Source organism: Candidatus Dependentiae bacterium (assembly GCA_035445995.1).
Taxonomy (GTDB): Bacteria; Babelota; Babeliae; order Babelales; family Vermiphilaceae; genus DAOMRS01.
In genome coordinates this window covers 588,996-614,482 of sequence record DAOMRS010000001.1, presented here as the reverse complement: position 1 = coordinate 614,482, position 25,487 = coordinate 588,996, and the positions used below count along the sequence as shown (strand labels likewise).

At 36.3% G+C, this 25,487-nt stretch carries 26 protein-coding genes; 13 read left to right on the top strand and 13 right to left on the bottom strand.

Going from position 1 to position 25,487, the window contains the following annotated elements:
• Position 1: 1 nt before the first annotated feature.
• The 4 genes from PK943_02935 to PK943_02920 form a co-directional block, all read right to left on the bottom strand.
• Complete coding sequence (locus tag PK943_02935) at positions 2 to 745, bottom strand: hypothetical protein (protein ID HRN78168.1); 744 nt, start codon at positions 743 to 745, stop codon at positions 2 to 4.
• A gap of 66 nt (positions 746 to 811) precedes the next feature.
• Positions 812 to 1,609 carry an ABC transporter permease gene (locus PK943_02930; protein ID HRN78167.1) on the bottom strand — a complete coding sequence of 266 codons (798 nt, stop codon included), beginning with the start codon at positions 1,607 to 1,609 and terminating at the stop codon, positions 812 to 814.
• 7 nt (positions 1,610 to 1,616) lie between these two features.
• Entirely contained in the window at positions 1,617 to 2,438 is an 822-nt protein-coding gene (locus PK943_02925) for a hypothetical protein (protein HRN78166.1), read from the bottom strand.
• Between the two features lie 4 nt (positions 2,439 to 2,442).
• Entirely contained in the window at positions 2,443 to 3,201 is a 759-nt protein-coding gene (locus PK943_02920) for an ABC transporter ATP-binding protein (protein HRN78165.1), read from the bottom strand.
• 162 nt (positions 3,202 to 3,363) lie between these two features.
• On the opposite strand from PK943_02920, the gene speE reads away from it, so the two are divergent.
• Complete coding sequence (gene speE, locus PK943_02915; protein HRN78164.1) at positions 3,364 to 4,758, top strand: polyamine aminopropyltransferase; 1,395 nt, start codon at positions 3,364 to 3,366, stop codon at positions 4,756 to 4,758.
• Positions 4,759 to 4,785: 27 nt separating this feature from the next.
• On the opposite strand, the gene PK943_02910 is transcribed toward speE, so the two are convergent.
• The 3 genes from PK943_02910 to PK943_02900 are packed head-to-tail and all read right to left on the bottom strand — an operon-like array spanning position 4,786 to position 7,203.
• Complete coding sequence (locus tag PK943_02910) at positions 4,786 to 5,358, bottom strand: hypothetical protein (GenBank protein HRN78163.1); 573 nt, start codon at positions 5,356 to 5,358, stop codon at positions 4,786 to 4,788.
• 17 nt (positions 5,359 to 5,375) lie between these two features.
• Positions 5,376 to 6,296: a hypothetical protein gene (locus tag PK943_02905; GenBank protein ID HRN78162.1), complete on the bottom strand. Its 921-nt coding sequence runs from the start codon at positions 6,294 to 6,296 to the stop codon at positions 5,376 to 5,378.
• A gap of 49 nt (positions 6,297 to 6,345) precedes the next feature.
• On the bottom strand, positions 6,346 to 7,203 hold the full coding sequence (locus PK943_02900; GenBank protein ID HRN78161.1) for a hypothetical protein: 858 nt from the start codon (positions 7,201 to 7,203) through the stop codon (positions 6,346 to 6,348).
• Between the two features lie 216 nt (positions 7,204 to 7,419).
• On the opposite strand from PK943_02900, the gene PK943_02895 reads away from it, so the two are divergent.
• The 4 genes from PK943_02895 to PK943_02880 all read left to right on the top strand — a co-directional run bounded on the left by PK943_02895 (position 7,420) and on the right by PK943_02880 (position 11,433).
• Positions 7,420 to 8,025, top strand: coding sequence for an aquaporin (locus tag PK943_02895; GenBank protein HRN78160.1), 606 nt, complete (start codon positions 7,420 to 7,422; stop codon positions 8,023 to 8,025).
• A 194-nt stretch (positions 8,026 to 8,219) separates the two neighbouring features.
• Positions 8,220 to 10,529 (top strand): phenylalanine--tRNA ligase subunit beta, encoded by a 2,310-nt coding sequence (gene pheT / locus PK943_02890; GenBank protein HRN78159.1) that lies wholly within the window; start codon positions 8,220 to 8,222, stop codon positions 10,527 to 10,529.
• The gene (lspA, locus tag PK943_02885; GenBank protein ID HRN78158.1) at positions 10,526 to 10,990 is read left to right on the top strand and encodes a signal peptidase II; all 465 of its coding nucleotides are present in this window, start codon (positions 10,526 to 10,528) and stop codon (positions 10,988 to 10,990) included. The genes pheT and lspA overlap by 4 nt, the downstream gene beginning before the upstream one ends.
• Positions 10,987 to 11,433 (top strand): phosphatidylglycerophosphatase A, encoded by a 447-nt coding sequence (locus PK943_02880; GenBank protein HRN78157.1) that lies wholly within the window; start codon positions 10,987 to 10,989, stop codon positions 11,431 to 11,433. The genes lspA and PK943_02880 overlap by 4 nt, the downstream gene beginning before the upstream one ends.
• An 11-nt stretch (positions 11,434 to 11,444) precedes the next feature.
• On the opposite strand, the gene PK943_02875 is transcribed toward PK943_02880, so the two are convergent.
• Complete coding sequence (locus PK943_02875) at positions 11,445 to 11,666, bottom strand: hypothetical protein (GenBank protein ID HRN78156.1); 222 nt, start codon at positions 11,664 to 11,666, stop codon at positions 11,445 to 11,447.
• Between the two features lie 44 nt (positions 11,667 to 11,710).
• Between PK943_02875 and PK943_02870 the strand changes: the two genes are divergently transcribed.
• Complete coding sequence (locus tag PK943_02870; GenBank protein ID HRN78155.1) at positions 11,711 to 12,394, top strand: ComF family protein; 684 nt, start codon at positions 11,711 to 11,713, stop codon at positions 12,392 to 12,394.
• Between the two features lie 53 nt (positions 12,395 to 12,447).
• Here PK943_02870 and PK943_02865 read toward each other — a convergent pair whose 3' ends face one another.
• Positions 12,448 to 13,575, bottom strand: a complete 1,128-nt coding sequence (locus PK943_02865) for a hypothetical protein (GenBank protein HRN78154.1) — start codon at positions 13,573 to 13,575, stop codon at positions 12,448 to 12,450.
• Between the two features lie 89 nt (positions 13,576 to 13,664).
• A complete protein-coding gene (locus PK943_02860) occupies positions 13,665 to 14,366 on the bottom strand; it encodes a hypothetical protein (protein ID HRN78153.1) in 702 nt (233 codons plus the stop codon).
• Positions 14,367 to 14,552: 186 nt separating this feature from the next.
• Between PK943_02860 and PK943_02855 the strand changes: the two genes are divergently transcribed.
• The 4 genes from PK943_02855 to PK943_02840 all read left to right on the top strand — a co-directional run bounded on the left by PK943_02855 (position 14,553) and on the right by PK943_02840 (position 17,864).
• Positions 14,553 to 15,665, top strand: a complete 1,113-nt coding sequence (locus PK943_02855; protein HRN78152.1) for a peptidylprolyl isomerase — start codon at positions 14,553 to 14,555, stop codon at positions 15,663 to 15,665.
• A 100-nt stretch (positions 15,666 to 15,765) separates the two neighbouring features.
• Positions 15,766 to 16,605 (top strand): peptidyl-prolyl cis-trans isomerase, encoded by an 840-nt coding sequence (locus tag PK943_02850; GenBank protein HRN78151.1) that lies wholly within the window; start codon positions 15,766 to 15,768, stop codon positions 16,603 to 16,605.
• A gap of 12 nt (positions 16,606 to 16,617) precedes the next feature.
• Positions 16,618 to 17,301, top strand: coding sequence for a hypothetical protein (locus PK943_02845; protein ID HRN78150.1), 684 nt, complete (start codon positions 16,618 to 16,620; stop codon positions 17,299 to 17,301).
• 14 nt (positions 17,302 to 17,315) lie between these two features.
• Positions 17,316 to 17,864: a hypothetical protein gene (locus PK943_02840; GenBank protein HRN78149.1), complete on the top strand. Its 549-nt coding sequence runs from the start codon at positions 17,316 to 17,318 to the stop codon at positions 17,862 to 17,864.
• Here PK943_02840 and sbcD read toward each other — a convergent pair.
• Together sbcD and glmU are read right to left on the bottom strand one after the other, a co-directional pair.
• A complete protein-coding gene (gene sbcD / locus PK943_02835; protein ID HRN78148.1) occupies positions 17,861 to 19,105 on the bottom strand; it encodes an exonuclease subunit SbcD in 1,245 nt (414 codons plus the stop codon). The two genes, PK943_02840 and sbcD, sit on opposite strands and share 4 nt — an antisense overlap.
• A gap of 4 nt (positions 19,106 to 19,109) precedes the next feature.
• Entirely contained in the window at positions 19,110 to 20,546 is a 1,437-nt protein-coding gene (gene glmU / locus PK943_02830) for a bifunctional UDP-N-acetylglucosamine diphosphorylase/glucosamine-1-phosphate N-acetyltransferase GlmU (protein HRN78147.1), read from the bottom strand.
• A 389-nt stretch (positions 20,547 to 20,935) separates the two neighbouring features.
• Here glmU and PK943_02825 point away from each other — a divergent pair, with 389 nt between their 5' ends.
• The 3 genes from PK943_02825 to rsmA are packed head-to-tail and all read left to right on the top strand — an operon-like array spanning position 20,936 to position 24,083.
• Positions 20,936 to 22,186: a hypothetical protein gene (locus PK943_02825; protein HRN78146.1), complete on the top strand. Its 1,251-nt coding sequence runs from the start codon at positions 20,936 to 20,938 to the stop codon at positions 22,184 to 22,186.
• Positions 22,187 to 22,243: 57 nt separating this feature from the next.
• Positions 22,244 to 23,296, top strand: coding sequence for a rod shape-determining protein (locus PK943_02820; GenBank protein ID HRN78145.1), 1,053 nt, complete (start codon positions 22,244 to 22,246; stop codon positions 23,294 to 23,296).
• Between the two features lie 7 nt (positions 23,297 to 23,303).
• Positions 23,304 to 24,083, top strand: coding sequence for a 16S rRNA (adenine(1518)-N(6)/adenine(1519)-N(6))-dimethyltransferase RsmA (gene rsmA / locus PK943_02815; GenBank protein ID HRN78144.1), 780 nt, complete (start codon positions 23,304 to 23,306; stop codon positions 24,081 to 24,083).
• A 3-nt stretch (positions 24,084 to 24,086) separates the two neighbouring features.
• Here rsmA and PK943_02810 read toward each other — a convergent pair whose 3' ends face one another.
• Positions 24,087 to 25,349: a hypothetical protein gene (locus tag PK943_02810; GenBank protein ID HRN78143.1), complete on the bottom strand. Its 1,263-nt coding sequence runs from the start codon at positions 25,347 to 25,349 to the stop codon at positions 24,087 to 24,089.
• Positions 25,350 to 25,487: the final 138 nt, after the last annotated feature.

Below are 25,487 nucleotides of genomic sequence, written 5' to 3'. Positions count from 1 at the left end.
CCTATTGGGCAAATCTTATATTTCGTTCGATTTGGTGACTATAGAATAGAACTAATGTAGCAGCTTGTATGAGAGGGCTCCAAGTAATGCAATTTATGTCTTTATTAGACCATAGGTACCACCTTATATTATCAGAAAATTGTAAGGGGCACCCATCTGCCTCTAATTTTTTTTGCAGGTGCGCACGGTAGGCTAGGTGATAGTCTGACCAAATTTCCGGAGCTAGATCAACAGAACAGGCTAGACATAGCTTGTTTGGCAGGCATGTAGAGTTGCCACAGGTGGAGGTACCTTTATGTTGTTCTTTAAGGGCATATGTCAACATGATTTGTAAGGAAGGGTTATTACTGATATCGCTATATATCGTATTTGCTAAACTGAGAATATGTCTACTTGCAAGCGATTCTTCTATGTCAAAATCTTCATAGATTTTAGCTAAACCATACCGTGCGACTAATGAAGCATCTAGGATATTAGTTTGGCAGCGATGTACTGATTTATAATAATTACTGACGATGTTTTGATCTACGTAAAGATTGTTAGATTCTGCTTGTAGTACTAATTGAGCGCAGCTTCGCTTAATTTGCTCTTTAATAATTGGTTCAAATGATTGAGTAGTAATTGGTTTGTTTACTATTTCAGCTACTTTTTCTTTATAGAATAGTTCTGATGCATGATCTTTAACCATACTATGTGCTGAAGCGTGTAATAATAGAGAAAATAAACTTATATATAACCTATTCATACAAAATCCTTCTTGTAATTTCAGAGCAAGTTTAAAAGATTATATAAAGGTATATAAATAATTTTTTTAAATATGGTCAATGCGTTTTTTAAATGCATGCCAAGTAAGGAGAATAAAAACAATACTAAATCCAAATAACGCACTCAGACATAACCAAAGTGGTAAGAATTGAGAGCCTCCGATTATAGCTTGTCGTAAACCTTCGGTTACATAAATTGCAGGATTTAAGTAAAGCAGAGTGCCCAGAGTAGGAGAAAATTCATAAATAATGGTACGTGGAATCCAAAAACCACCCAAGGTAAACATAGGGAGATTTATACGTGCCCATAAAAGCTCAATTTGGCTAGTACGAGTAAAATAAACTGCTGCAAGCATATGATAACTTACGCACATAAGACTACTTGCCAGCAAAATAATAGCTACATAGAACCAATTGGTAGCATGTGTATCCAAAAAGTTACCAAGAAACAGTTTTCCCAATGGGTAAAAAGGAAGCATTAAACAAAAAACAAGAATCCATGCAAATAATATTCGCGCCAAAATAACGAGTCGTGGATGTAGAATAGTTGTTTGATATGTAATAAACTTGTTGCCAAGCAAATCAAAAAAAACATCAAATGTTATGTGAAACGCAGTTCCCATTAAAGGAATAATAATATTACCAGCAAATAATAGGGTGCTCATACTCACATCTTGTTGGCCAAAGTAGGCGCGTGATTGAATATAGGCAAATGCAATAGCATATAAAAATGGATAAATTACCACATAATTGGTGATATAACGCTTGAGTTGCTTGCTGTATACAAATAGTTCGCGCTGTAGGAAGTGCACGAATATATGTGATGTTTGTCCTAATGTTTTCATACTACCCTCACACCGGATCAAGTTGTTTATGGATACCATGACGCGCAGCCGCTATACCAATGATACTGCAAACCAATAAGGTGAGCATAGACCATCCGATGGGCAGATATCCTTCTTGCCCAAGAAGTCCAGCGCGAAGTGCTTCAGTAGCATGCGTAAATGGATTTATCAAAAAAATCTGTGCAAAAATAGGTGAAGTTTTTTTGATTGAATACCAGGTAGTAAATATTGCACTTAGGTTAAAGAACCAACTTAAACATCGAGACCAAATATTGTCACGGAACCAAAAGTAGTCAAATAAAAATGCAAGAGCAAGAAAAAATATACCGCAAAAAGTTAAGACACCCAGGTCAATGGCAAAAAATAATAGCCAATTTAGCCATGTAATTTTTGTAATAGCAAAAGCATCATACAAAACCCAAGCACCAACCCAAATTACGGGTGTTGTGATTATAAACGTTTCAATCATAAAATAGAGAATATATTCTGCAAATAACCATGTTTTTGGTAGTGGTAAAATAAGCTGATATTCCATCCGTGTAGATCTAAAATGTGGAATTTCATCTAAGACATTCACCGAGAAAACGTATCCTTGATAAAAAATTAATATAGCAAATGCAATACCAACATACAGTGGGGCTATCATTTCGTGTGGCAATCCAAGTAATGGGAAAAATGAACCAAACGTAAGAATTTCTATAAAAGTTGTAATAGATGTGTCAATAATCATACTGCGTATTTTATTTTTGAGCATTTTAAAATCACGGCGTAATAATGCCCAAAAAATTCGTGCATTGTGTTGCCAAGTATGTGAGGTAGTGTGCGCCATGGATTTACTCCTGATTTTCTCGTTGTTCTTTCATCAGGTGCAAAAACACATCTTCGAGTTTTTCCATATGATGACGAGCTTTGAGTTCTCCTACTTTTTCAATAAGGAGTACTTTGCCTTGGTGTAAAATACATACGCGATCAGATAATGCCTCTGCTTCATCAAGATAATGAGTGGTTAAAATAACAGTGATGCCTCTTTTTTTCAGATCTCTAATTTGAGCCCATAACTTCTTGCGAATGTCTGGATCAAGTCCCACAGTAGGTTCATCTAATAATACGATTTTTGGATTGTGCATCAAAGCACGAGCAATAAGAACACGTTGTTTGTTGCCACCGGATAACGCGTGCACATCAAAATCTGCATACCGAGAGATTTCTAATTCTTCCATCAAAGCGTGTGCGCGTGGTTTAATTTCGTGTTCAGGCATCAGGAAATATCGGCCAGCAAAAAATAAGTTATCTTGGACGGTTAGGTAAGGATCTAAATTTTGGTATTGTGGACAAAAACCTAGTGCTTTACGATAAGCAAATACATCATCGTAAATAGATACGCCATCAAATAAAATTGTTCCGGATGTTGGTGGGTGTAATGTAGCTAAAATGGAAGATAGGGTAGTTTTACCAGCACCATTGACACCTAAAAGTCCAAAAATTTCACCGTGCTCTATAGACAAAGATATACCATTAAGTGCGTGTACCGTTCTTCCACGAGAGTGATATGTTTTTGTTAAATTTTTAACTTGTAAAATAGGATGAGGCATAATTAGGACCTTTTGAATATAACAAATAAGTCAAATATATCATAATAAAACATGGTTATTTTGTCCATATGTTGGAAATTTCTTGCAAAAAATGCTGTATTGCTGTAGCATTTCAGCATTTCAAAATAATATTATTTTTCATATAAAAAGAGGTAATTTTCTGTGAAAAAATTAACCAATGGTGTATTTATTATTGTATTTATTGTTTATAACTTATGCTTTCAATTTAATCCATTGATATCTGAAGATATAAAACAATATACAGATGAAACAAATACTTCTGTTCAAGATGTGCAGCATTTGCCGATGGGGCAACAATATATAATAGGCTTATATGGTTGTAATGCGTCTAAGATAAACGATAGAGCTTATGTAGAGCGTGTTATGCTGGATGCTGCTATTGCATCGCATGCAACTATTGTAGCACATAAATTTCATCAATTTACACCTCAGGGGGTGAGTGGTGCAGTTATCGTTGCAGAATCGCATTTTGCTATTCATACATGGCCTGAATTTGGATATTGTGCAATTGATATTTTCACTTGTGGAACACATACAGATAATGATGCTGCATTGCAACTGATAAAAAAGGGATTTGATGCTCAGTCTGAAGAAGTAATTGGGGTAAAAATTCGTCGTGCTTATGAAGGCTCTGAAATTGATACCATTATTACGAATCGTAAAGATAATAAATTTGTTCCACTGAATAATGTTCAAGAATTTAAAGAAACATATGCAGCATTTGAAGGGATTGGTACAAGCATATCAGTTAAAAACAAACTTGAATCATTTCAATCCGAATTTCAACATATAGAAGTTTATGATACGGTATCATTGGGTAAAATGCTAGTTCACGATGGGGTTATCATGCTGACGCAATTTGATAATTATGCATATCATGAGATGATTGCGCATGTACCGTTGCTTACTCATCCAAATCCAAAAAAAGTATTAATTGTAGGTGGTGGAGATGGTGGAACATTAAAAGAGGTTCTTAAGCATGCATCTGTTGAAGAAGTTGTATTGTGTGAAATTGATGAAGCAGTGATTTCTATAAGTAAGAAATATTTCCCTGAATTGACTGAAGGTATGGATGATCCGCGGGCTCAAGTTATTGTTCAAGATGGTGTTGCATATATAAAGTCAAAAAAAGATTATTTTGATGTGATTATAGTTGATTCAACTGATTTTTTTAGTATAGCTGATGGGCTTTACCGAGAAGAATTTTATACTGATATGCGTGAAGCATTAACGATTAATGGCATTGCTGTTACGCAATCAGAATCAATGTATTATGACAAGGCTTTTATTGCAAAATTATATAATCAAAATAAAAAGGTGTTTCCATACGTTTCATATTATTATGCATTAGTTCCGACTTATCCGGGCGGTAGTATATGTTTTTCATTCTGTTCAAAAAACTTTACACCATTTGCTCAAATAGACCCGTCAAGAATAGAGGGATTGGGTAAACTAAAGTATTACACGCAAGCTATTCATACAGCAAGTTTTCAGTTGCCTCAAGCGGTCCAGGATGCGCTAGAAATAAGTAAATAAAAACACCCCGCATAAAAGCGGGGTATTTTATTTTTTATTATATTTTGCCATATAGCTTACATATTCTGGAAGTGTTTTTATGTATGGTATGGGGTGTGCTAACGTACTTATATCAACATGTTGTGATGCGCGTGTGTTTAGTTCGGCATCATCAACATAAGGGAGCATGCATAATCTATTAAAGCTTGCATCAAAAAATGATATGACAATGCTACCACTAGTATTTGGATGAATGAGTGCAGATGTAGCAATAGGACGAGCATTGGAATCGAGTCGACTTACTAATTCTTGATCAGAAGGCAACTGATCTTTAGCGCCATATGTTTCGACTATGATAATTTCACCAGTGCGCTGATGATAACTAATAGTGCATTGTATTTTTTCCTGTGCTCGTTTTATTTCTGGATGATCGCTATGCGCACAATGATTAGTTGTTTGTATCCAGTATCCAGGACATCTATGATGTTCACAATGCAATGGCATATGAATAGTGTAGTAACTAGCACCTTTGATTTGGTTTGCTTCAGTCATTTCCATTGATTGCATATATAAGTTATTGCTTATTAATACAATAAGGGTAAAAAATTTCACCTTAAGCATGGATATTACTTTCTTATTTATTTAAATGTTGTAGAAGTTGTTATATTTTTATATATATGATATCCGGTATATATAGCAATGCCTACTACAAAATAAGAGAGATATTCTTTAAAATCGCTTATATGCCAGTCGTGTGTCATGCTTGAGGCATGATTAGTGTGAATATTCGGTTGGGTTGCTTGTGTATGCTGTTGATTACGGTATCCACTCGGCCCACTAGCTGGAGTATAAGTAGTTTGTTGCGCGGGTTTTTTCTGGATAGGATGCCCTTGTGTACGATTTCTTGCAGATTTTTGTGTTTTATTTGTTCGTGGTTGTGATGAAGGGTTATTTTGTGCCATAATTGGAGTTGCAGGATTGCCATTTAGTATTTGTGTTAAATAGCCATATGTTGTGCTGTAACTTGGGTGTTCATGATCTGGCTGTATATGCCCTTGGCCATTTCTTACAAATTGATATGCATTGTTGCATACTTCTTGCACAACCCATCTATAACCATTGGCACATAACATGCGTGCAGCATATTCATCAGCTTCTTGTTCCAGGCGTATCACTTGTACTCGGTTACCTTGTAAAGTTGCTGTCATAGGGTGGTTACGAGCATAATGTGCTGCTTCATGTGCACAAGTAAATAAGCGCATTCCTTCAGAAATGTGTCTAAACGCTTGTTCATTCAGACAGATTTCCATTGATCCCCTGACCATGATGCCTAGATGATTAAATGTACCGCTGAATGCCGTATGTCCTAAAACACTATTGTTAGATCTTTGTAGACGTTTCACTTGTACGGCGTTTGCATTATTTACGCCCAGATGTGTTAAAAATTCACGCGTTTTTTGTTGATAATATGCAAATGATTGCATAGTGCGAGGATTACTTTGTACGGTAGAGCAAATACTAGCAATAACCGTTAATAGTATTAATTTGGTATGTTTCACGAGAAGCCTCCATTTATAGATACAAAAAACTGCTAAATATTGATTATAATTACCAAGATGGTGAAAATTTTTGTCTTGAGGTTGTTTTCTTATTTGTTTCGTTATGTTGTTGTGAAGCTACTATATTTTTGTACAGGTGATATACAACGTATATGGCAATACCACACCCAAAAGGATAGAGATATTCTTTGAAATCTTTTATGCGAAACTTATAATCGGCTGCATGTGTTGGCTGCGCATTACTATATCCACCAGAATTGCTTGTAGTAGTATAGGTAGATTGAGTATGTCCCTGCTGGGCTGGATGTGTTTGTGTACGATTTTGTGCGCGTTGTATTCTGTTTTGTTGTGGTGTATTTTGTGTCGTTGTTGTTGTAGGAGTTGCTTGTAAAATTTGAGAAAAATACGCATACTGTGCTGCATAACTTGGATGTCCGCTACCTGGTTGCACATGTCCTTGTCCATATAGTACAAATTGGTATGCGAAATTGCATATTTCTTGTACTACCCATCTATAACCATTGGCACATAGCATACGTGCAGCATATTCATCGGCTTCTTGTTCAATAACAAGGGATGCGCGATTACTTCTTGGATGATTGCGTGCATAATGTGCTGCTTCATGAGCGCAAGTAAATAGACGTTCTTCTTCAGAAACGTTTCTAAACGCTTGCTCATTTAAACGAATTTTCATTGATCCATTGATGAATATTACATGTCCTAGATCGTTGCTTCCTTGTAAGTGTTCGATCTTTACAGCGTTCGCATTGCGGACTCCAAGATTCGTCAAAAATTCACGCGTTTTTTGTTGATAATATGCAAATGATTGCATAGTGCGAGGATTACTTTGTACGGTAGAGCAAATACTAGCAATAACCGTTAATAGTATTAATTTGGTATGTTTCACAAGAATGCCTCCATTTATAGATACAAAAAACTGCTGAAGTGCAGTTTATAATTACTATAACATGACCGTATTAATTAGTAAAAAGGGGTATATAATTTCATATAGAAATAAAATAGTGGCTACTTTTGACAAAAAACTTGCATTAATAGTCAGGTGTGTTATGTATCAAAATTAGTGAAGTAACTATGTTGTTCTCATAGCAAAGAAGGAGATACGATGAGGCAATATCTGATGGAGTTAATTGGTACCTTATTACTGACATTAGCGATCGCTGGTGGTGATCCTATGGCAGTAGGTCTTGTGCTTATGGCAGCGGTATACTTTGGTGCACATATTTCTGGCGCACACTATAACCCGGCAGTAACTACTGCAGATATAGTTCGCGGTAAAATGGACATCTTTGAAGGTATAAAATATGTAGTAAGCCAACTCATTGGCGCATTACTTGCGCTTTGGTTATATGGAGCAGCAACTGGTAACATATATGGTGTTGATGGTGTTGCTATGGGTGGTGTTGGCATGGCAGTTGTGATGGAAATCATACTTGCCGGTCTATTTGTTTGGGCTGTATTACAGTTGGTATTCAGCAAAAAACTTAAAGGCAACACAGTATACGGCTTGGTAGTTGGTCTTACTTTTGCAGCAGTAATTATGCTTGGTGGTAAAATTAACCCAGCGGTTACTGGTAGCGTTTTAGTAAATGATCTTGTAAAAGGTGCACCATTTGGCGATATAAACAATATCCTTGTATATATTTTAGCGCCATTAGTTGGTGGTGGTGTAGCAGCATTGCTATTCGAATACCTTAATCCAGGCGAATAATTTTTATTACACAATCACCTTGTGATTATGTAGATAAAAAATTTTTGCAGTGTAAAAATAACCCGGTGAATAACATCGGGTTATTTTATTGTGTTTATAACAATTTTGTTATTAAGCTTCTAGGTTGCGCTTTTGGCTATTTTTACCTATGATGAGAAACATTATAGTGTGTTCTACGAATAGGATTTGCTCTCATGAAATTGTCTATTGCTTGGATTTTTGATCACATTGATGCCGATTGGCATAAAATCGATATTCCTGATTTGGTTACTCGTTTTAATCAAACTACTGCAGAAATAGAAGGTGTATATAAAGTACATACGGACATGGATTCGTTATTTTTTGCACAGGTTCAAGAAATCAAAGCTGATAGTATAATTCTACAAACCGATACAGATAAAACCATTACATTGTCGACCCGTGCCGATGCCCAAAAGGATTCTTACTATTTGATAAAAAAATTAAATGGCGAGAATGCGTGGGCACGTGGCTATGATGTTGGTGGTACCAGAGACGTGCTAATACCTGCAATTGCCATGGATGATGACCTACGTAAAAATTGGCGTCAGCATTTTGAACAAGAAGATTATATCTTGGAAGTGGATAATAAATCGATTACTAATCGGCCAGACATGTGGGGGCACCGTGGTTTTGCACGTGAAATTGCAGCCATATTGGATTTGCCACTTAAACCATTCGACACATTTTTATTTGATGTTAAAGTTCATGAATTTGAAAGTAAAGCACCAGCAAGTGTGCAAGAGCCATGGGCAATTGAAATTGAAAAAAATAGTGGCTGTAATCGGCTTGCACTCAATTACATACGCAATGTTATGTATACACCTTCACTACTTTGGATGGCACATCGCTTGCTCCGTGTAGATGCACGTGCTATAGATGCTATTGTTGATGCTACCAATTATGTCATGTTGGATATTGGTCAACCCATGCATGCATTTGATGCAGACAAATTACCAGCAAAAAAAATTGTAGTCCGCCGTGCGCATAAAAAAGAGAAACTTACATTGCTTGATGAGCAAGCAATTGAATTAACACCAGATGATATTGTGATTGCTGATGGGAAAACGCCAGTTTCTTTGGTTGGTGTAATGGGTGGTGCGCTGAGTGGAATTGGTTTGCAAACTAAAAATATTTTGCTTGAATCAGGACATTTTGATCCAACTCCAATTCGTCTTGCTGCAGCTCGGCACAAAGTACGTACTGAGGCTTCTGCGCGATTTGAGAAAAGTTTAGATCCTTCGCAGAATATATATGCGATACAGCGATTTATTCGTTTAATGCAAGACGCATCAATTGGAATGGATGTATCACGTGAGGTTATCAGTGTTGGTCTTTTGTCAGAACCAAAAAAAATTATGGTCTCACATGACTTTATTGAAAAACGACTTGGTACAAACATTACGCCAGAGTTTGTATACAAAACACTCAACAAGTTAGAATTTAAAGTAGATACTGCTGGTAATATGTATAGTATTACCGTACCCACATTTCGTGCTACCAAAGATATTAATATCAAAGAAGATATTGTAGAAGAAATTGGACGATTTATTGGATATGGTACTATTCCGCAGCAAATGCCTTTGATGCGTAGCAAAGCAGCAGAACTGAGCCATTTAATGCGGTTGCGCAGCATAAAAAACTTACTGGCATATGGCATGCAAATGCATGAATTATATAATTATGCATTCTATGATGAATCGTTTCTACGCCAATTGAATTGGCAGCCGAGTGATGCAGCATCAGTTAAAGATCCGGTGTCAGAAAATTGGCAATGTTTAGTTACCTCGTTAATCCCACATATGTTCAAAGCAGTTGTGCTTAATCATGTTCATCATGAACAGTTGCGTTTTTTTGAATGGGGACGCGTGTGGACAAACCATAAAGATATAACTGAAACCAAAAAGCTAGCCGGTATTTTATTTGATAAAAAATCTATAAGTTTTTATGATGGCAAGGCATTATTACATCAACTATTCAATGCACTTGACCTTGAAGTTGATTGGCAGCAAGTACAACATCCAACACAACCATGGTGGGCACCATATCAAACAGCACACATTATGTACCAAGGAAATGTAGTTGGTATAGCCGGGAGCGTTGATACATTATTTTTCAATAAACTTGCAGAAGGTACCGCATTTATTTTTGAACTTGATGGTGATTTTTTGATTAATACTAAGCCAGAAGCTAAACGCTATGCGCCGTCATCTAAGTACCCTGAAGTAATCAGAGATATTAGTATGTTGGTACCATTAAGCAGAACATTCCAAGAGTTGCAAACAGCTGTAGCTCATGTTGATGATCGTATTGTATCAATTGTATTGATTGATTTTTTCCAAAAGGCAGAATGGCAAGATCAGAAATCATTGGCTTTCCGTTTTGTTATTCGTGATGACCACAAAACATTAACCAAGGAAGAAGTCGATACTATTTATCATAAGGTAGTGAAGGTTCTGGAGAAACAAGGAGCAACCATCAGATGATCAAAGTTACAAAGAAATTCTGGTATAGTCTCATATTTGGTTTGGTGATCATTCTTGACCGTATTACTAAGCTTGAAGCATTAGCTACATATATGCAACGAGGAATAGTGAATGATTGGTTATCATTTGAAGTTTCATTCAACCGTGGTATTTCTTGGAGCATGTTTCATTCACAGCACGTATGGGTGTTTACGACAATTAGCTTAATTATTGTTGGTATCACATTGTTATTGGGCGTATATGCGTATGCGCGGTGGCTTAATAAGCAAGCAATTGTTGGAGAAGTATTAGTTCTTGCAGGATCGGTTTCTAATATTATTGATCGTGTGTTGTATGGTGGTGTGGTAGATTTTATTATATTTTCATACAAAGATTGGGTATTCCCTGCATTTAATGTTGCAGATGTAGCTATTGTATGTGGGGTAGGCATTATGTTGTTGGAGTATTATAAAGAATCATGAAACAGTGGTATTCATATTGCGTAACAATGGGCCCCATTGGTTACTTTATGGCGCCAGGTACACTTGCGTCCATAGTTTCTATTCCGGTTGTCTATGCATTGCATTATTATATTCCTGATAGGCATATACAATTAGGCATCATTGTTCTGCTAGCAATATTTGGTCTATGGGTCATTCGTAAAGCACTTGTTGCGTGGCGACGGCAAGATGAAGATCCATCAGAAATAGTATTTGATGAATTTATTGGGTGCTTAATCACCTGGTGGGGTATTGGGTTGACTACGCAAACAGTATTAGTTGGTTTTATACTATTTCGTTTTTTTGATATTTTAAAGCCAGGAGGTATTCGCTTTATAGAACGTTTGAATGGTGAATGGGGTATTATGATTGATGATATTTTGGCTGCAATTCTTGCAAATATTATTTTGAGATTTTTATTCTGATTTTATTTTTTTTATTTCTTACCTGCTTCAAGGCATTTACGATATTCTTCTTGCAGGCCTGAAGGTAACGTTGTGTTGGCAATTATACTCAGAACTGCCAATAACTCTATCGCTTTTTTCTTATTTGAGGGTAGTAATATTGTTACCGTTTTATTAGTTCTTTTTTCTTTTTTTTCCATACACCATACTGGCATTGATATTACCAATAATGTACAAAAGATTAGTTGTTTCATGATGCTTCCTTAAAATTTTATGATTAGAACATACAATAAGCTATATGAACCCAAATATTTTTCAATCTATTAAATTACTTTTTTCATATATTTATATCAAATTTTGGCATATCATTGCCCCACCATTTTGTGCATCTTGTGGATTATTTTTGCCGGAAGATACAATTTTTTGTAGTGAGTGTAGTAAGCAAATTGTTCCCATAATTTCTACAACTATACAAATTACCAATACAAAAGAAGTTAAGGTCTTTGCCATCTCTGCGTATAAAGATCCACTCAAAAAATTAATCTTGGCAAAAAGATATAACAGCGTTGCCAGTTACCAATTGGGTGAACTCATATGGCAATTGACGTACATTAGAAATATGCCTTGTGATGTATTGGTACCTATCCCTCTCCATTGGACCCGGTATGCTTGGCGAGGTTTTAATCAGGCAGAACATATTGCGCAGACATTATCAACATGCAGTGGGTGGCCTATGCAACGATTACTCAAGCGTATAAGACGTACACAGCCACAAGCACAACTGTCTCCTGATGAACGACAAAAGAATGTGCAGCACGTATTTGCATTGCGCGTAAAGCATAAAGAGTTCTATGAAGGTAAACACATTGTATTAGTGGATGATTTAATGACTACGAGTGCTACGGTGCGTACAGCTGCAAAAGAATTGTTCAAATTAAAACCAGCATCTATAACGGTGGTAGTAGTATGTCGTGTGATATAAAAAAATGCTCTGTTGGCATATGACCAAGCAGAGCATTTTTTTAGTGTTATGAATTATTGACCGATGTGTAGTCGCTCACATTCGTTTCCCTGCAGAAGTTCAAGTGTTTCTGCAATTAAACTGAGCATTTCTATTGGTTTTTGCATATGGATAGAAGCATAAATATCGTTTTCTTCATGTGATGTAAAGGTATCATCATAACTATCAAGTTCTATCATGCCTGTTTCGTGTACTAATTTTTGTTCTTCATGTAGATTTTGTATTTCTCGTATATGTTGTAGCAATGCTGTATTTGATTTGTCTAACTGCTCTAATAAGTTTGTTATACCGTCGCGTATGTTTATAGAAGCTTGAGCAATAAGGTTTGCTAATGAAGCACGTTGTGCATTTTTTGCAGTTGCAAAAGCTTTTAATGCTCGTGCATTAACGGCAGGATCAACCAGTTTATAGTTCAATACTTTGAGTGATTCATATATTTTAGTAAGGTCGGTAATCATGCCATGTTTTGCGCAATAATCTATTGCTTTGTTCAAGCGTTGTTGTTGACCTTGTGCTGATAAATCCATTGCCCGTGTTAGTTCAGTAGAAACGTTTTTATGAGTGCCATAATACCAGTCTTTAAGTTTGGTTGTGAATCCAAGGCCTTTTGACCCTTGTTTTTGAACAGGGACTACTTGAGAAGCCTCTAAATTCTCAGCCATCATTACTGATTGAGATAAATCTTGGGTAGCTTGTTCTTGTTGTGCCTTAGGAGCAGTGCGAATTACTCCCTTGTAAACTTGTTTGTATAGTGATAGGTCTTTTTGAGCTTGATTTTGTTCAACTATATCCAAAGCGTCTAACGCTGTTTGAGATATGGTATGCATTCTAATGAGTTCATGTATATAATCACGAGCATCTAATGGTTTTACTTGGTCTGGTGTCTTAGCAAGTGCTTTTTTTGCATTTTCAAGATCGTGTGCTGTTACCTTGGGAGGAAAGTCTTTTATTAGACATTTTTTGCCATATTTTTGTATATAAGATTCAAGGCCATAAGATTCGATATGTTTTTTTCTTATATCGGTTTTGACATTTTTGCGTGATTTTTTACGTTGCCAATCATTATTTTCCATTCCCTGTGCATGTGGCATCCAAGTGAGTAGCAAAGACAAGCTGAGTGTAGATAATACTTTTGCAGTCATGAGAACTCCTTATTTTTTTAAACGTTACGCTCTAAATTTTTTTGTAAGAACAATTTCATCCTATATAATTTTTTTAAAAATTAAAATGGTTATTGATCTTCATTGTCACTAACTTGGTGTGTTATAGCATTACTGTCTTCGATTTTTCCTGCAGAGTAACTAGAATCTAATTGCTCTTGTACTTTTTGTTCATCTATAAATTTAGAGAATAAATTGATGCGTGTATCAACAGGAATATCTTCTAGTAGTTGCTCAACAGTCTGTATTTTTTGTGAAAGATTGAGGGCTTCTTCTTGAATGCGGAGAGTTTGTTTAAGAACCTTTTGTTCGTTTTCAGGTAAATGATTGAATCTATAGAGTAATGCGTTAACTCGAGGATGTTCAGTTTTTATATCTATAATTTTTTTGCCATGTTCACCTAAAGCCTTCATTGCGAGCATTAAGTGGAGATCAGAAACAAGTGGAAGATTGATTTTTATCATGCTTTCTAGATTTTTATGTGATTGTGTTTTACTAGCTTCTAGTAGGCATGCGATAAGATAATAAATACGTTCTTGTGATTGTTTATCAATGCCTTTACTAAATGACTCATTACGCATTAATTCACCAATGTCTTTTACTTCCATTTCTTTTTGAAGATTTTCATACAATTCTTGGTTTTTGAGATCTAATATATACCCATCTGGATCCAATCGTTTGCTAAAGTAGTGCACAAGGTCTTTTGCAGCTTCCATGCTATATATATGCGCATTGCTACTTATTAAAAAGAGTATGAAAAGAAATTTTTTCATAAAATGTCCTTTGTGATTTTGCATAAAATTTTGCATGTAGTATAGCACGTGAAGCGTAAAATGGTATGGGGAAAATGCTAAAAAATTATAGATTGTAAAAAATGCATTTTTTGGTACTATTGCTAACTACTGGATAAGAAAAAAGTCTAGAGTGTAACTGTCTAAAAATTATCAAAAGGGTTCCATATGATTAAGCCACTTTTTAATAAATCACAGATGACTTTAAGTGCGTTAATTATAGCGTTATTGGTATTACCAGGTTGCGGAGTGCTTGATTGGATTAAATCAACATTTGGTGGTCAAGAAACGCAGCGTACAATGCCAAGTGGTACGCAGGAAGGAGTGCCAGTAGAGGTAGGTTTTGGCCAACTAGAAATACTTGATGATGGTAGTGCTGCGGTTGTGAGTATAGAAGGAAAAACAGTAGTAAGTGAAAAAAGTCTTAACAAAGCATTTCAACAATTAATGCAAGAAGATCCACGTATTGCACAAATGTTGCCACTAATGGGTGGTGAAGATGCGCTCAAAGATCGCGTGGCACAAGCATTAGCAGAACAAAAATTAATGAAACGTTGGGCTGTAGATGAAAACTTAGCTCAAAATGCAGAGTTTGCAGCAGACCGTGAGCGCATGCTTGAACAAATTGATTATTTGCTTGCAGATAAATACTTCAAAATGAATTACAAGGCATCTGTACCAGCAAGTGAAGTTAAAAAATTCTATGAAGATAATAAAGATAAAATGGCAGAACTTATGATTTCTCGTGGTGGCATACGTGCAGAAGGCATTAAGTTTGATAATGAAGCAGATGCGCAAGCATTTGCAGCAAAAGTTAAGGCTGCAGGTATGGATTTGGCAAAAGCAGCAGAAGCAGCTGACAAGACTGATGCGATACAAGATTTTCGTGTAGTTAACGGCCAAAGCGTGGGCATAGCACCAAGCTTGCGTGAAAAGATTATGGCACTCAAAACGTTCCCATCAGTCAATGTTATCAAAGTTGATGACAAAAACGTCTGGGTTGTAAAAGCAGAATCAAAAGAAGATACGGTATATCGTCCATTTGAAGAGATCAAAGATCAACTCAAAGCGTATCTTGAGAGCCAAAAACAAGAAGAAGTGGTAAGTGATGCAAAAAATAAACTAAAAGAAAAATATAGTTTAAAGATTGAAAAAACATTTGCGCAACCGCTCGAAGAAGCTCAGGTAAAAATGCGTCAAGATACGTCGGCTGTAGCAGAGGTAAACGAAGAGCACCCAGCTGCAGACGTATCAACTGAACAAATAACGCAAGCAGCTTAATCTAGAAATTGGTATAAAAAAGAGGAACTTGCATACAGTAAGTTCCTCTTTTTTTGTTATACTACTAAAAAAAATATGTAACATAATCTAGGGAGACTGTATGAAAAAGTTTTTTTTATTGAGTTTGATGTGTATTCCTGTATATATGTATGCTCGAGTGATGATAGATACCATTGACGCAGTTGTTTATACGCTTGAAGGTACTCAAATAATAGTACGTTCAGATGTGATGCGTCCATCATTGCAAGGGCAACAACGTCCACTTGAAGCAATTGTTTTTGAGTCGCTGGTGTATTTGGATGCAGAAAAGCATAAAGTAGTTCCGGACGATGATGCGGTTGATAGGTACTTGGCGAGCATTATGCAAGAAAATGATATGAATCAGCAACAGCTTGAAGCGGTATTTATGGAAGGTGGCCGTACATTGCAGGAAGGACGTGAAGAACTCAAGCGTATGCAAACATTCAATACAATGATTGATTTTAAAATTCGTGGCAATTTACTAGTACCACGTAAAGAAGTAGAGGCATACTACAATGAACACCCAGAAGTTGAGCCGGCTCGTTTTACACTTCAGCGTGCCTTTGTACCATTTGATGATTCACTTGCCCCTGCAGATCAAAAAACTCAGCTAGTTATGCAGATGAAAAAAGGGATTTTGCCGGAACTTAGCGCAGAATTTACCATTGAAGCATCTGATATTGCTGAAGATAAGCAATTTATATTGAAATTAGACGTTGGACAAATTTCTCTACCGCGTGAGAGTCAAGAAGGTTTTGAGTTATATCGCCTCATTGCAAAAACAGAAGAGCATGTGCGTTCGCTAGAAGACCGGTATCGAGAAATATCGAGTCTTTTAATGCAGCCAAGATATATAGAAATGATGCAGGAATATCGTAAGCAATTATATGATAATGCTGCTATTGTATATTTAGATTGAGGAATACGAGCGATGAAGCGTTTGATGCTATATATAGTCACTACGTGTTGCTTTTTTCAATTATCTAGTATGAAACGCGTTTATGATGATGATATAGAAAAGTCAGTTATGTTATTTAAACGTTTCAAATTGAGTGATGATTTATTACATAACCCAATGCAACAATCGACAAGCTTGAAAAGGCCGAGGACATTTCATACTACGTTGCCGCGATCTAAAAAAACCCGTTTACATGAAACTAATCGCAAGAGGATGCGTATAGAGCCTTTGGCAAGTGATCGTGACATAAAACGGTTATGCGTATACAAAAGTATATGGGATATTTTTGAGCACCCCGTAGAGGTTAGATACAAACAGTTGATAGGTTTGGACCCAAATGAGTTACAACATATCAGTGTTCATGATCAGATCATATATTTTACCCCATTAAACTACGCAATAAGTGAGCAAGAAGAAAATCTTGTAAAAGTTCTTCTGCAATCAGGTGCTAATCCTAACCTTGCAAGCCAAAAAGCTCATGAGACAATGGTGGGAGTAGCCCATATAGAATCTGAATCACCGCTATCTCTTGCAATTAAATTAAATCATCTTGCTATAATCAGATTGCTTTTGGATTATGGTGCTTATGTTGGCGCATCTGAGCAAGCACACGCACGTTGTTATGCCAATGAGGCAGCACGAGAATTATTACAATAGGGGGGGGAGGCTGCATGAAAAGCATGCATCAGTTACTTTTTTTATGTGGAATTATTATAAGTTCCACATATATTCATACTATGCAGAAGACAGGTTCCATATGGGGTATTTTACAGAGCAATATACAAGAATCTCAGCAAGTAGTTCAGATACATTATGCATATGAACATGGCCAAAACATTAATAAAATTAATGTCATGAGCAATGCATATGAAAATCAAGAGATAACACCAGTATGGTACGCAGTAGCTTACAATAAGTTAGAGGTACTAAAAGCATTACTCAAATGTGGTGCGGATATGTATACGACATCAATTATTTTTAAAAACTATGATGGTTGCTGTGAAATTGTAGAAGAAAGCCCTATCCAAAAAGCACTCAAAACAGATAATATATATGCGGTAAAAATTCTCTTGCGCTATGGTTATGATAGAACAAAATTATCACAACAAGAAAAAGATATTATCAAAAGCATGTTTAAATACCAAGCTAAAACACGATGCACGCGTAATATTAGTATGCTACCTATTATACATGAAGAATCTGAATTAGAAGATGCTTAACTTATTTCTTCTTGTTCATGTTGATGTTCCTCAAGTAACAGCATTGCCTTTTCAATTAAATTACTCTTTTTTTCTTGAAGCCCTGGTCTAGAATCAAAGTATGCACCAAGTAATTCTGGTAAGTTCATGTGCACTTTGGTAGATCCAATACGGCGTTCGCGCACTATTGTTTTTCGGATTGGAATTACGCCAACTATATACATAGCATCAGCACAAATACGTTGAATTTCTTTCAATTCCACCGTATCTTTTACATCTTCAGGTACATGATACAAAATTTTTATAATTGCATCTTTAATATCATGTTTTTGTATTGCAGCGATGAGCTGTTCAGTTTGAGGTTGTCCTTTTTGTAAGATAACTTCAATCTGAATGAATGGACGCATAGGAGTTTTTATAAATTCATGCGTAGCTTTGTTTTTTTGTGGAATTCGTACAACACAAAATCCTTTATCTTCTTTGCGTTCACCAAAATCAACTCGTTCAATTGATCCAGAATAAATAATAGCGGGGTACCCATTTGGATTTAAATTTTGGTAACGATGCAGGTGCCCCAATGCAACATAATCAAATGGTTCAATTGCAAGTTCAGATGGCAAAAACATAGGATCAGTTCCATAGATTGCCCGTTTTTCCGAACCGGAAAAAACGCCTGATGTTACCGTCAAATGGCCCGCAAGAATTGCAGGAATAGTAGGATCTAATTTTTTTGCATGATCTTTAATAATGTGTGTTACTGCATCAGAAATATATTTGGTAATTTCTGTAGCAGATTTATGTACATGCTTGTCCGATATAGAAATAGTATTACGCGTTGGCCAGGGAATACCTACAATTTGTACCGGTCCATTTTTTGTTTCTAGATGTATAGTTGTAGGTTTTGCAATAACATGAAAACCATCCAAAGGTATATCGCCAAATACTTCAAGAGAGTTAGCTTTGCCAAAACTAAGCGGATTGTCGTGATTACCAATAGTGATTATTACCGGAATATTTGCTTTGTATAACCGCAAGAAACATTGTAACAACATTTTTTGTTGCGTAGGGCTTGGATGTGCTGTTTTATAGGCATCGCCGCTGAATAAAAAAAAGTCGACCTTTTCTTGTATGGCATAATCTATACAAAAATTTAGTGCATGTGCAAAATCAAGCAAACGTGTATGAATACCCGTTTGTGGGTCAATTTTGCCATAATTTTCCATGCCAAAGTGTATATCTGCAGTATGTATGAATGTGATCATATCGTTATGTTGTTATATCGTGATGTGTTTTTATGGCACCTAGAAATGAAAATCTATTGCTCTGTTTTTTTTCCCGTATTTTTAGAGCATATTTTTCTTTATTTGTTTGTCGTTCGCGAGCAATAGCTAATGCATCTTCTGGCACATCCTTGGTAATCGTAGACCCAGCTGCAGTAAAAGCACCATGTTTAATAGTCAGTGGAGCAACCAATGTGTTATTACTGCCAATAAAAGCATTGTCTTCTATAATAGTCTGATGTTTTTGTATACCATCATAGTTGCAAGTGATAGTACCGGCACCAATGTTTACTTCATTACCAATGCAAGCATCACCAAGGTATGCAAGGTGTTTGGCATTTGTTTCTGTACCGATAGTACTGTTCTTTACTTCAACAAAATTACCAATGGTTGCATAATCTTGTATAACTGAATTGGTGTGTACATGCGCAAATGGCCCGATATGTGCATGTTTTCCGATAATTGAATTTTTTACAATGGTATGCGATTCAATTATGGTGTTATCATGTATGGTGCTATTTTCTATCGATGAAAATGCTCGAATAATACAATTTTCTCCAATGACTGATCCTGAGCTTACATGTACGCCACACCCGATAAATGTTCCAGCGCCTATGGTTACATCTAGATCAACATGCGTGCTTTGTGCAGTAGGAAAATGTACCCCTTGTTCCATCCAATGTTTAATAAGTTCTGCTCGTTTTATTTGCTCAACGGCCCATAATTCTTGAAGTGTATTGACACCACGAATACAATCAAAAGGTGCAGTATAGGTGGTTACCGTATATTGTTTGTCACTTGCAATTTTAATTAAATCCGTCAAATAGAATTCATTACTTTTGTTATTTTGATCCAGCGATAGGATATGCTCAACTAAGAATTGTTTATTAATCAGGTAAATACCGGCATTGATACAACAGTGTTCAAGTGGATCACCTTCAAAATCTTTTTGTTCAACAATTTGTATACTGTTTTCAGATTTAATTACTCTGCCATAACTATTATTAACCGGATCAGTAATGTGCGAAGTTACAAAACTAATTGCTGCTTGTGTTTTGATATGCTTGGCATACAATTCTTGTACGATAGTTTCTGTTATGAGCGGCATGTCGCCATTCATGACAAGGATATGATCCTCAGTCCATATAGGTTTACTACATAACAGCGCGTGGCCTGTGCCTTTTTGTTCCAATTGTTCTATAAATGAAACCGTGTTATTTGTATATTGTGCTACTACTGGTTGTATAACATCTTTTTTGTATCCAACTATCATAGTGGTTGGTATGTTTAATTGCTTGAGTAATTTAATAGCGTACAAAATCATTTCTTGGCCACAAATTTTCTCAAGCAATTTTGTATTTCCGGTTTTAAAACGTGTAGATTTACCTGCTGCCAAAACAATTGCCTGAATATTTTTGACCATAGATTCTCCTTTCAATTTTATACGGGAGATAATAAGATTAACATACTAAATATTACGCATTATAATACAAAATAATGTATAAGAAAGTAATCATTGAGCGTCAATATTTGAGAAATAGTTATGCAAAATAGTTATTAATTAAAATATTTTACTGACTAAGAGCTTTCAAAAATAAGACTCATACGGTATTATGTATGAAGTAAATCTATTCTTTTTTCAGGTTCATATATTTGAGAGAAATTATTGAATAGCCTACAATGACTCGTTTAGTGCATACAAACTTGGAGTTTAAATACTTTTCTTTTTTTATACTACCCTCTGCTATTGTGTCGAGCGTGCAGGAGAGTGAGGTATATAAAATATGATTAACACGATGTGCAGGAGCAGCAATGTTACATAAAATAAAAAGGTTTGTCAGCTACATGATAGTACTCGCATTGGTACCATCATTATGTAAAGCAATGGTATTTGATAATAGGTTTATCCCATTGTTTCAATGGCGTCGGTTGGTTATAGAAGGGTTGCCATCAGTTATTGAAATGGATGCTATGTTTGCTACCGCAAGTTCTGCATCCGGCCCACAAGAAGATGAAATAGGTATTCCCGAAATTTTTGGAACATTGGATCAAGGGAAACTTAGTAATGCACTTGATATTGTTGGCAAACCAAACCCACTGCGTACTGATTGGCGTGGTGCAAAAATTCCATGGGCTATGACCGGCAAATTACAGGCGCAAGGTGCAGAGTTCTTTTATCACCAAGCAATCACACAGCATCTTTCTGTTGGTGCATCGTGGTTATTTATGCGATCGAATACAAGCCAAGAATTTATATTAAAAGATGATCGTTCTACTATGGATCATGTTTCATTGTTGTTAGGTCCATCTGATAAACAAGAATTGAATGATGAACTGCGCGAGATGTTTCGTGTTATAGGTATTAAATCAAATACCGCGCATCAAACAGGATTTGGTGATATTGACGCATATATCCGTGGTGGGGGCACCTGGGATTTCACCTTACGTTGCAGGCGTATTGATGCGGGAGCTCGCGTTGGCGTTTTGATGGGTAGTGGCGTATTACGCGATATTAATAATCCTGCTTCAATTCCTTATGGTGGCAATGGTCATTGGGGTATGTATGGTGCACTGGATGCACTATTTGAAGTCAAAGAAGATATAAAAGTTGGTTGTTTGCTACGCTTAAATAAACGGTTTGCTAAAACATCAAAACAACGCATTTCAGTGGCAGGAGAACCATTTATTTTTGGTGCTGCAGTAGGTGATGTAAATGTAAATCCTGGTGTAACGTTTATTTGCTCGCCTTGGTTTATGTTAGAAAATTTGCGTGAAGGTCTTGGTGCCGGTGTATTTTATACATTAACAATACATCAGCAGGATGAATGGAATAATGTACGTCCGTGTCCACCAGTTCCTGTATGTATAACTGAAACTGAGCGTGTGTCTGGTTGGTCATCTTCTTATTTTACCGTACTTGTGTTGTATGATTTTGGGCGTATGCGTGTTGTGCGTGATTTTGCACCAGTTGTATCATTACGCTGGGATATTCCATCTATGTTTAAAGCAAAATTTGTACCAAATACGCATAAAGTTGCACTCGGAATATCTTTTAATTTTTAATGTCAAAAGGTAAGCAGTGAAAAATTTAACTATTGTAAAGGTACATAAGGAACGTGTATGAGTTTAAAAAGATTTTTTCCCGCAAAACGATTATTTAGTATTTTTTCCAATGATGTTGCAATTGATCTAGGGACTGCCAACACAGTGGTATATGTCCGCAATAAGGGGATCATGTTAAATGAGCCATCGGTAGTTGCGGTCAAAGCGCATTCTAATCAAGTTCTTGCAGCAGGCAAAACAGCAAAAGAAATGCTTGGTAAAACACCAGAAAATATTGTTGCATGTCGCCCATTGCGTGATGGTGTGATCGCAAACTTTGAATTAACTGAAAGTATGCTGCGTCATTTTATTCGTGCAGTGCATGATGATCGCCGTACGTTAGTGCGTCCACGCATGATTGTTGGTGTGCCATCAGGTATTACACAAGTAGAACGTCGTGCAGTAGAAGATACGGCAAAACAAGCAGGTGCACGTGAAGTATATACCATTATGGAACCAATGGCGGCAGCAATTGGTGCAGGATTACCGGTACAAGAACCATCAGGAAACATGGTGATTGATATTGGTGGTGGTACAACGGAAGTTGCAATTATCTCATTAAAATCAATTGTATTTTGCCGTTCAGTACGTGTAGGTGGTGATGAAATGGATCGTGCCATTGTGCAATATGTAAAACGTAAATACAATTTATTGATTGGTGAACGTACTGCAGAACAAGTTAAGATGGCAATCGGATCAGCTATGCTTGATGATAATCTTAGAAAAGAAAGCATGGAAGTTAAAGGTCGTGATTTGGTAACTGGTGTTCCAAAAACAATTACGCTAACTAGTCCAGAAGTAAATGAAGCTCTCATAGAAACGGTTGCAAGTATTGTTGATGTTGCACGTGTTGCATTGGAAAATACACCACCAGAACTTTCTTCAGATTTAGTTGATCGTGGCATTGTCATGGCTGGCGGAGGTTCATTGCTCAAGGGTCTTGATAGATTAATTTCCAAAGAAACTGGATTGCCAGTGCGAGTTGCAAAAGATCCATTGTTCTGTGTAGTAAATGGTGCAGGTAAAGTGCTAGAAGAACTTGATTTCTTCCGTGAAGCATTAATGGAGTAAGAACACTATGGCGTATGCGTCAGATATTCGTTTAAAAAAGAAATTTGGACAAAATTTTTTACGTGATGGAAATATAACCCATCATATTATTGCTGCAGTTGATTTAAATAAAGATTCATCAGTATTTGAAATTGGCTGTGGTGATGGATTTCTGACGCGTGCGATTTTGGAAGAGCCAATTGCACGGTTGTGGGTTTTTGAAATAGATCCAGAATGGGCAACACATGTACAAAATAAAATTCGCGATACGCGGTTGGTTGTGCATCAACAGGACTTTTTAACCGTAGATCCAGCTATGTTTGAGCCATATAAGCCATGGACTATTCTTGCAAATTTACCATACAATGTAACGTTTCCTATTTTGCATTGGTTGCAAAAAAATCGTCACCTGCTCAAAGAAGGTGTAATCATGGTTCAAGAAGAGGTTGCACAAAAAATTGTAAAAACATCAGGCCGAGGTTATGGATACCCGTCATTATTTTTTCAGCGATTTTTTGAATGGAAATTAATGAATAAGGTGCCTCCTTCAGCTTTTGAGCCACAGCCAAAGATATTTTCACGCCTTTTATATTTAAAACCTAGAACAGATATTCAGCCAATTGTTGATGAAGAAAAATTTTGGGAATTTATTCAACGATGCTTCAAACAACCACGTCGCACCTTGCGCAATAACTTGAGCCAAGGGCATTATGATTTGACTCAATTGTCTGATGAACTATTGCAAAAACGTGCACAGCAATTGAATATGCAAGAACTAATTTCTGTATGGAATATCATTAGAGTATAAAGCTTATAGTGCTGTTGTAGCCGTATGCTCACAGAATGGACAATCTAGTTTAACATGTAGAGATTCGGTGATAATTGATTTTTTCTTATCTTTTTTCTTTGGTTCTTTTACCAATAATACTTGATCTAATTTTTTCTTAGTACGACGTTGTATTTTTTGTTGATGCTTAATTGCACGTGGATTGAGTTTTTCATTTTCTCTTGCATAGTCTAGACTTGCATGTTCATATGCGAGTCGAATGTGCTGATTATATTCTTCTGGTGTATAAGCATCAGGTACATATGATTGTAGTTTGAGACGCCATTGGGTTAAGGTAGTTTGTGGTACAAAATCTACTACTTTGAATACATCAATAGAACTTTGTTTTTTAATTAACATTTGACCTTGTTCAGGACGCAAGTCTACGACAATTGGTTGCGGTGAAGGCAGAACATTTTCCAGTTGTTGTAGCTCATGGATAATATGCGGTGCAAAGGTAATGGTTGGAAATGGATTAAGTGGAAAAATTTCTCTGTAATTAACTGGAGTCCACCCAAAAAACCATAATTCCGAATGACCAGGTGATGCATCACGAATTAAATGTGAGTTCCCTGCCAGCAGAGCTGTATTTTCTAAGTTTTTAGAAAGTTCCAATTTTTTTTGGCTACGACGAGTGCTTGGTGTGCAACGCATAACTTTTAACTGAACTTGAGTTAATTTTTTTTGTGGCGTAAATGCAGAGTATGCTTCAAAGGTACGGTTAGAAAAGAATCGATCAAAAGAAAAGAAATCCAATTGTTGAATGCGATCGCCATCAGAATAAAAATGATATGCCTTTTCAAATAACTGGTCATTGACTAAGAAGTCTGTTTCTCCTTGGATAGGAGAACCTATTAATATAAGTTCATTAATAACAAGAGATGAGTTTGGAAACACTTTTTGTCGTGCACGCCCTAGATTAAGACATACGTTGCCACCGTGGCTATAACCAATGATGCGTAATTTGGGGTATATATTTTGTGCGTGGAATTTGGCCATTTCTTGTTCAAGAACCTCAAAAAAGTGCACACTTTCTTTGTAGCGTACTGTAGGACTCATGAGTCCTGACCATCCATAGGTAAAGTAGTAATTTTTGTGATTATTACCCAGGTATGTATCCATTTCATCAAAGAGCATAGCCATAGCGCCTGAAGCATTACCTTTTCTGTTAGCTAGGCTGGTATCTACCGGTAATAATCCAATGCCTTGCATAGGCTGATTTTTATAAAAGAAGGAATCTTTACGCATATAGTCCACTGTTTTGGAGTATATGGTATTTTCTATATCGTCTACCATGAATTTAAAGAAATTATTCAGAGAGACATGGGGTTTGATGCTTTTGATGCCATGGACAAAGATGGTTACCCAGGGTTCAGATTCAGATAC

Coding starts and splice junctions, on each gene's coding strand:
- PK943_02820 (HRN78145.1), top strand. CDS start 22,244: ATGAGTTTAAAAAGATTTTTTCCCGCAAAACGATTATTTAGTATTTTT.
- lspA (HRN78158.1), top strand. CDS start 10,526: ATGATCAAAGTTACAAAGAAATTCTGGTATAGTCTCATATTTGGTTTG.
- PK943_02935 (HRN78168.1), bottom strand. CDS start 745: ATGAATAGGTTATATATAAGTTTATTTTCTCTATTATTACACGCTTCA.
- PK943_02855 (HRN78152.1), top strand. CDS start 14,553: ATGATTAAGCCACTTTTTAATAAATCACAGATGACTTTAAGTGCGTTA.
- PK943_02865 (HRN78154.1), bottom strand. CDS start 13,575: ATGACTGCAAAAGTATTATCTACACTCAGCTTGTCTTTGCTACTCACT.
- PK943_02895 (HRN78160.1), top strand. CDS start 7,420: ATGAGGCAATATCTGATGGAGTTAATTGGTACCTTATTACTGACATTA.
- glmU (HRN78147.1), bottom strand. CDS start 20,546: ATGGTCAAAAATATTCAGGCAATTGTTTTGGCAGCAGGTAAATCTACA.
- PK943_02920 (HRN78165.1), bottom strand. CDS start 3,201: ATGCCTCATCCTATTTTACAAGTTAAAAATTTAACAAAAACATATCAC.
- PK943_02840 (HRN78149.1), top strand. CDS start 17,316: ATGAAAAGCATGCATCAGTTACTTTTTTTATGTGGAATTATTATAAGT.
- PK943_02845 (HRN78150.1), top strand. CDS start 16,618: ATGAAGCGTTTGATGCTATATATAGTCACTACGTGTTGCTTTTTTCAA.
- PK943_02925 (HRN78166.1), bottom strand. CDS start 2,438: ATGGCGCACACTACCTCACATACTTGGCAACACAATGCACGAATTTTT.
- PK943_02875 (HRN78156.1), bottom strand. CDS start 11,666: ATGAAACAACTAATCTTTTGTACATTATTGGTAATATCAATGCCAGTA.
- PK943_02930 (HRN78167.1), bottom strand. CDS start 1,609: ATGAAAACATTAGGACAAACATCACATATATTCGTGCACTTCCTACAG.
- PK943_02910 (HRN78163.1), bottom strand. CDS start 5,358: ATGCTTAAGGTGAAATTTTTTACCCTTATTGTATTAATAAGCAATAAC.
- rsmA (HRN78144.1), top strand. CDS start 23,304: ATGGCGTATGCGTCAGATATTCGTTTAAAAAAGAAATTTGGACAAAAT.
- PK943_02850 (HRN78151.1), top strand. CDS start 15,766: ATGAAAAAGTTTTTTTTATTGAGTTTGATGTGTATTCCTGTATATATG.
- PK943_02860 (HRN78153.1), bottom strand. CDS start 14,366: ATGAAAAAATTTCTTTTCATACTCTTTTTAATAAGTAGCAATGCGCAT.
- PK943_02810 (HRN78143.1), bottom strand. CDS start 25,349: ATGCGTAAAGATTCCTTCTTTTATAAAAATCAGCCTATGCAAGGCATT.
- PK943_02870 (HRN78155.1), top strand. CDS start 11,711: ATGAACCCAAATATTTTTCAATCTATTAAATTACTTTTTTCATATATT.
- PK943_02825 (HRN78146.1), top strand. CDS start 20,936: ATGTTACATAAAATAAAAAGGTTTGTCAGCTACATGATAGTACTCGCA.
- sbcD (HRN78148.1), bottom strand. CDS start 19,105: ATGATCACATTCATACATACTGCAGATATACACTTTGGCATGGAAAAT.
- pheT (HRN78159.1), top strand. CDS start 8,220: ATGAAATTGTCTATTGCTTGGATTTTTGATCACATTGATGCCGATTGG.
- PK943_02880 (HRN78157.1), top strand. CDS start 10,987: ATGAAACAGTGGTATTCATATTGCGTAACAATGGGCCCCATTGGTTAC.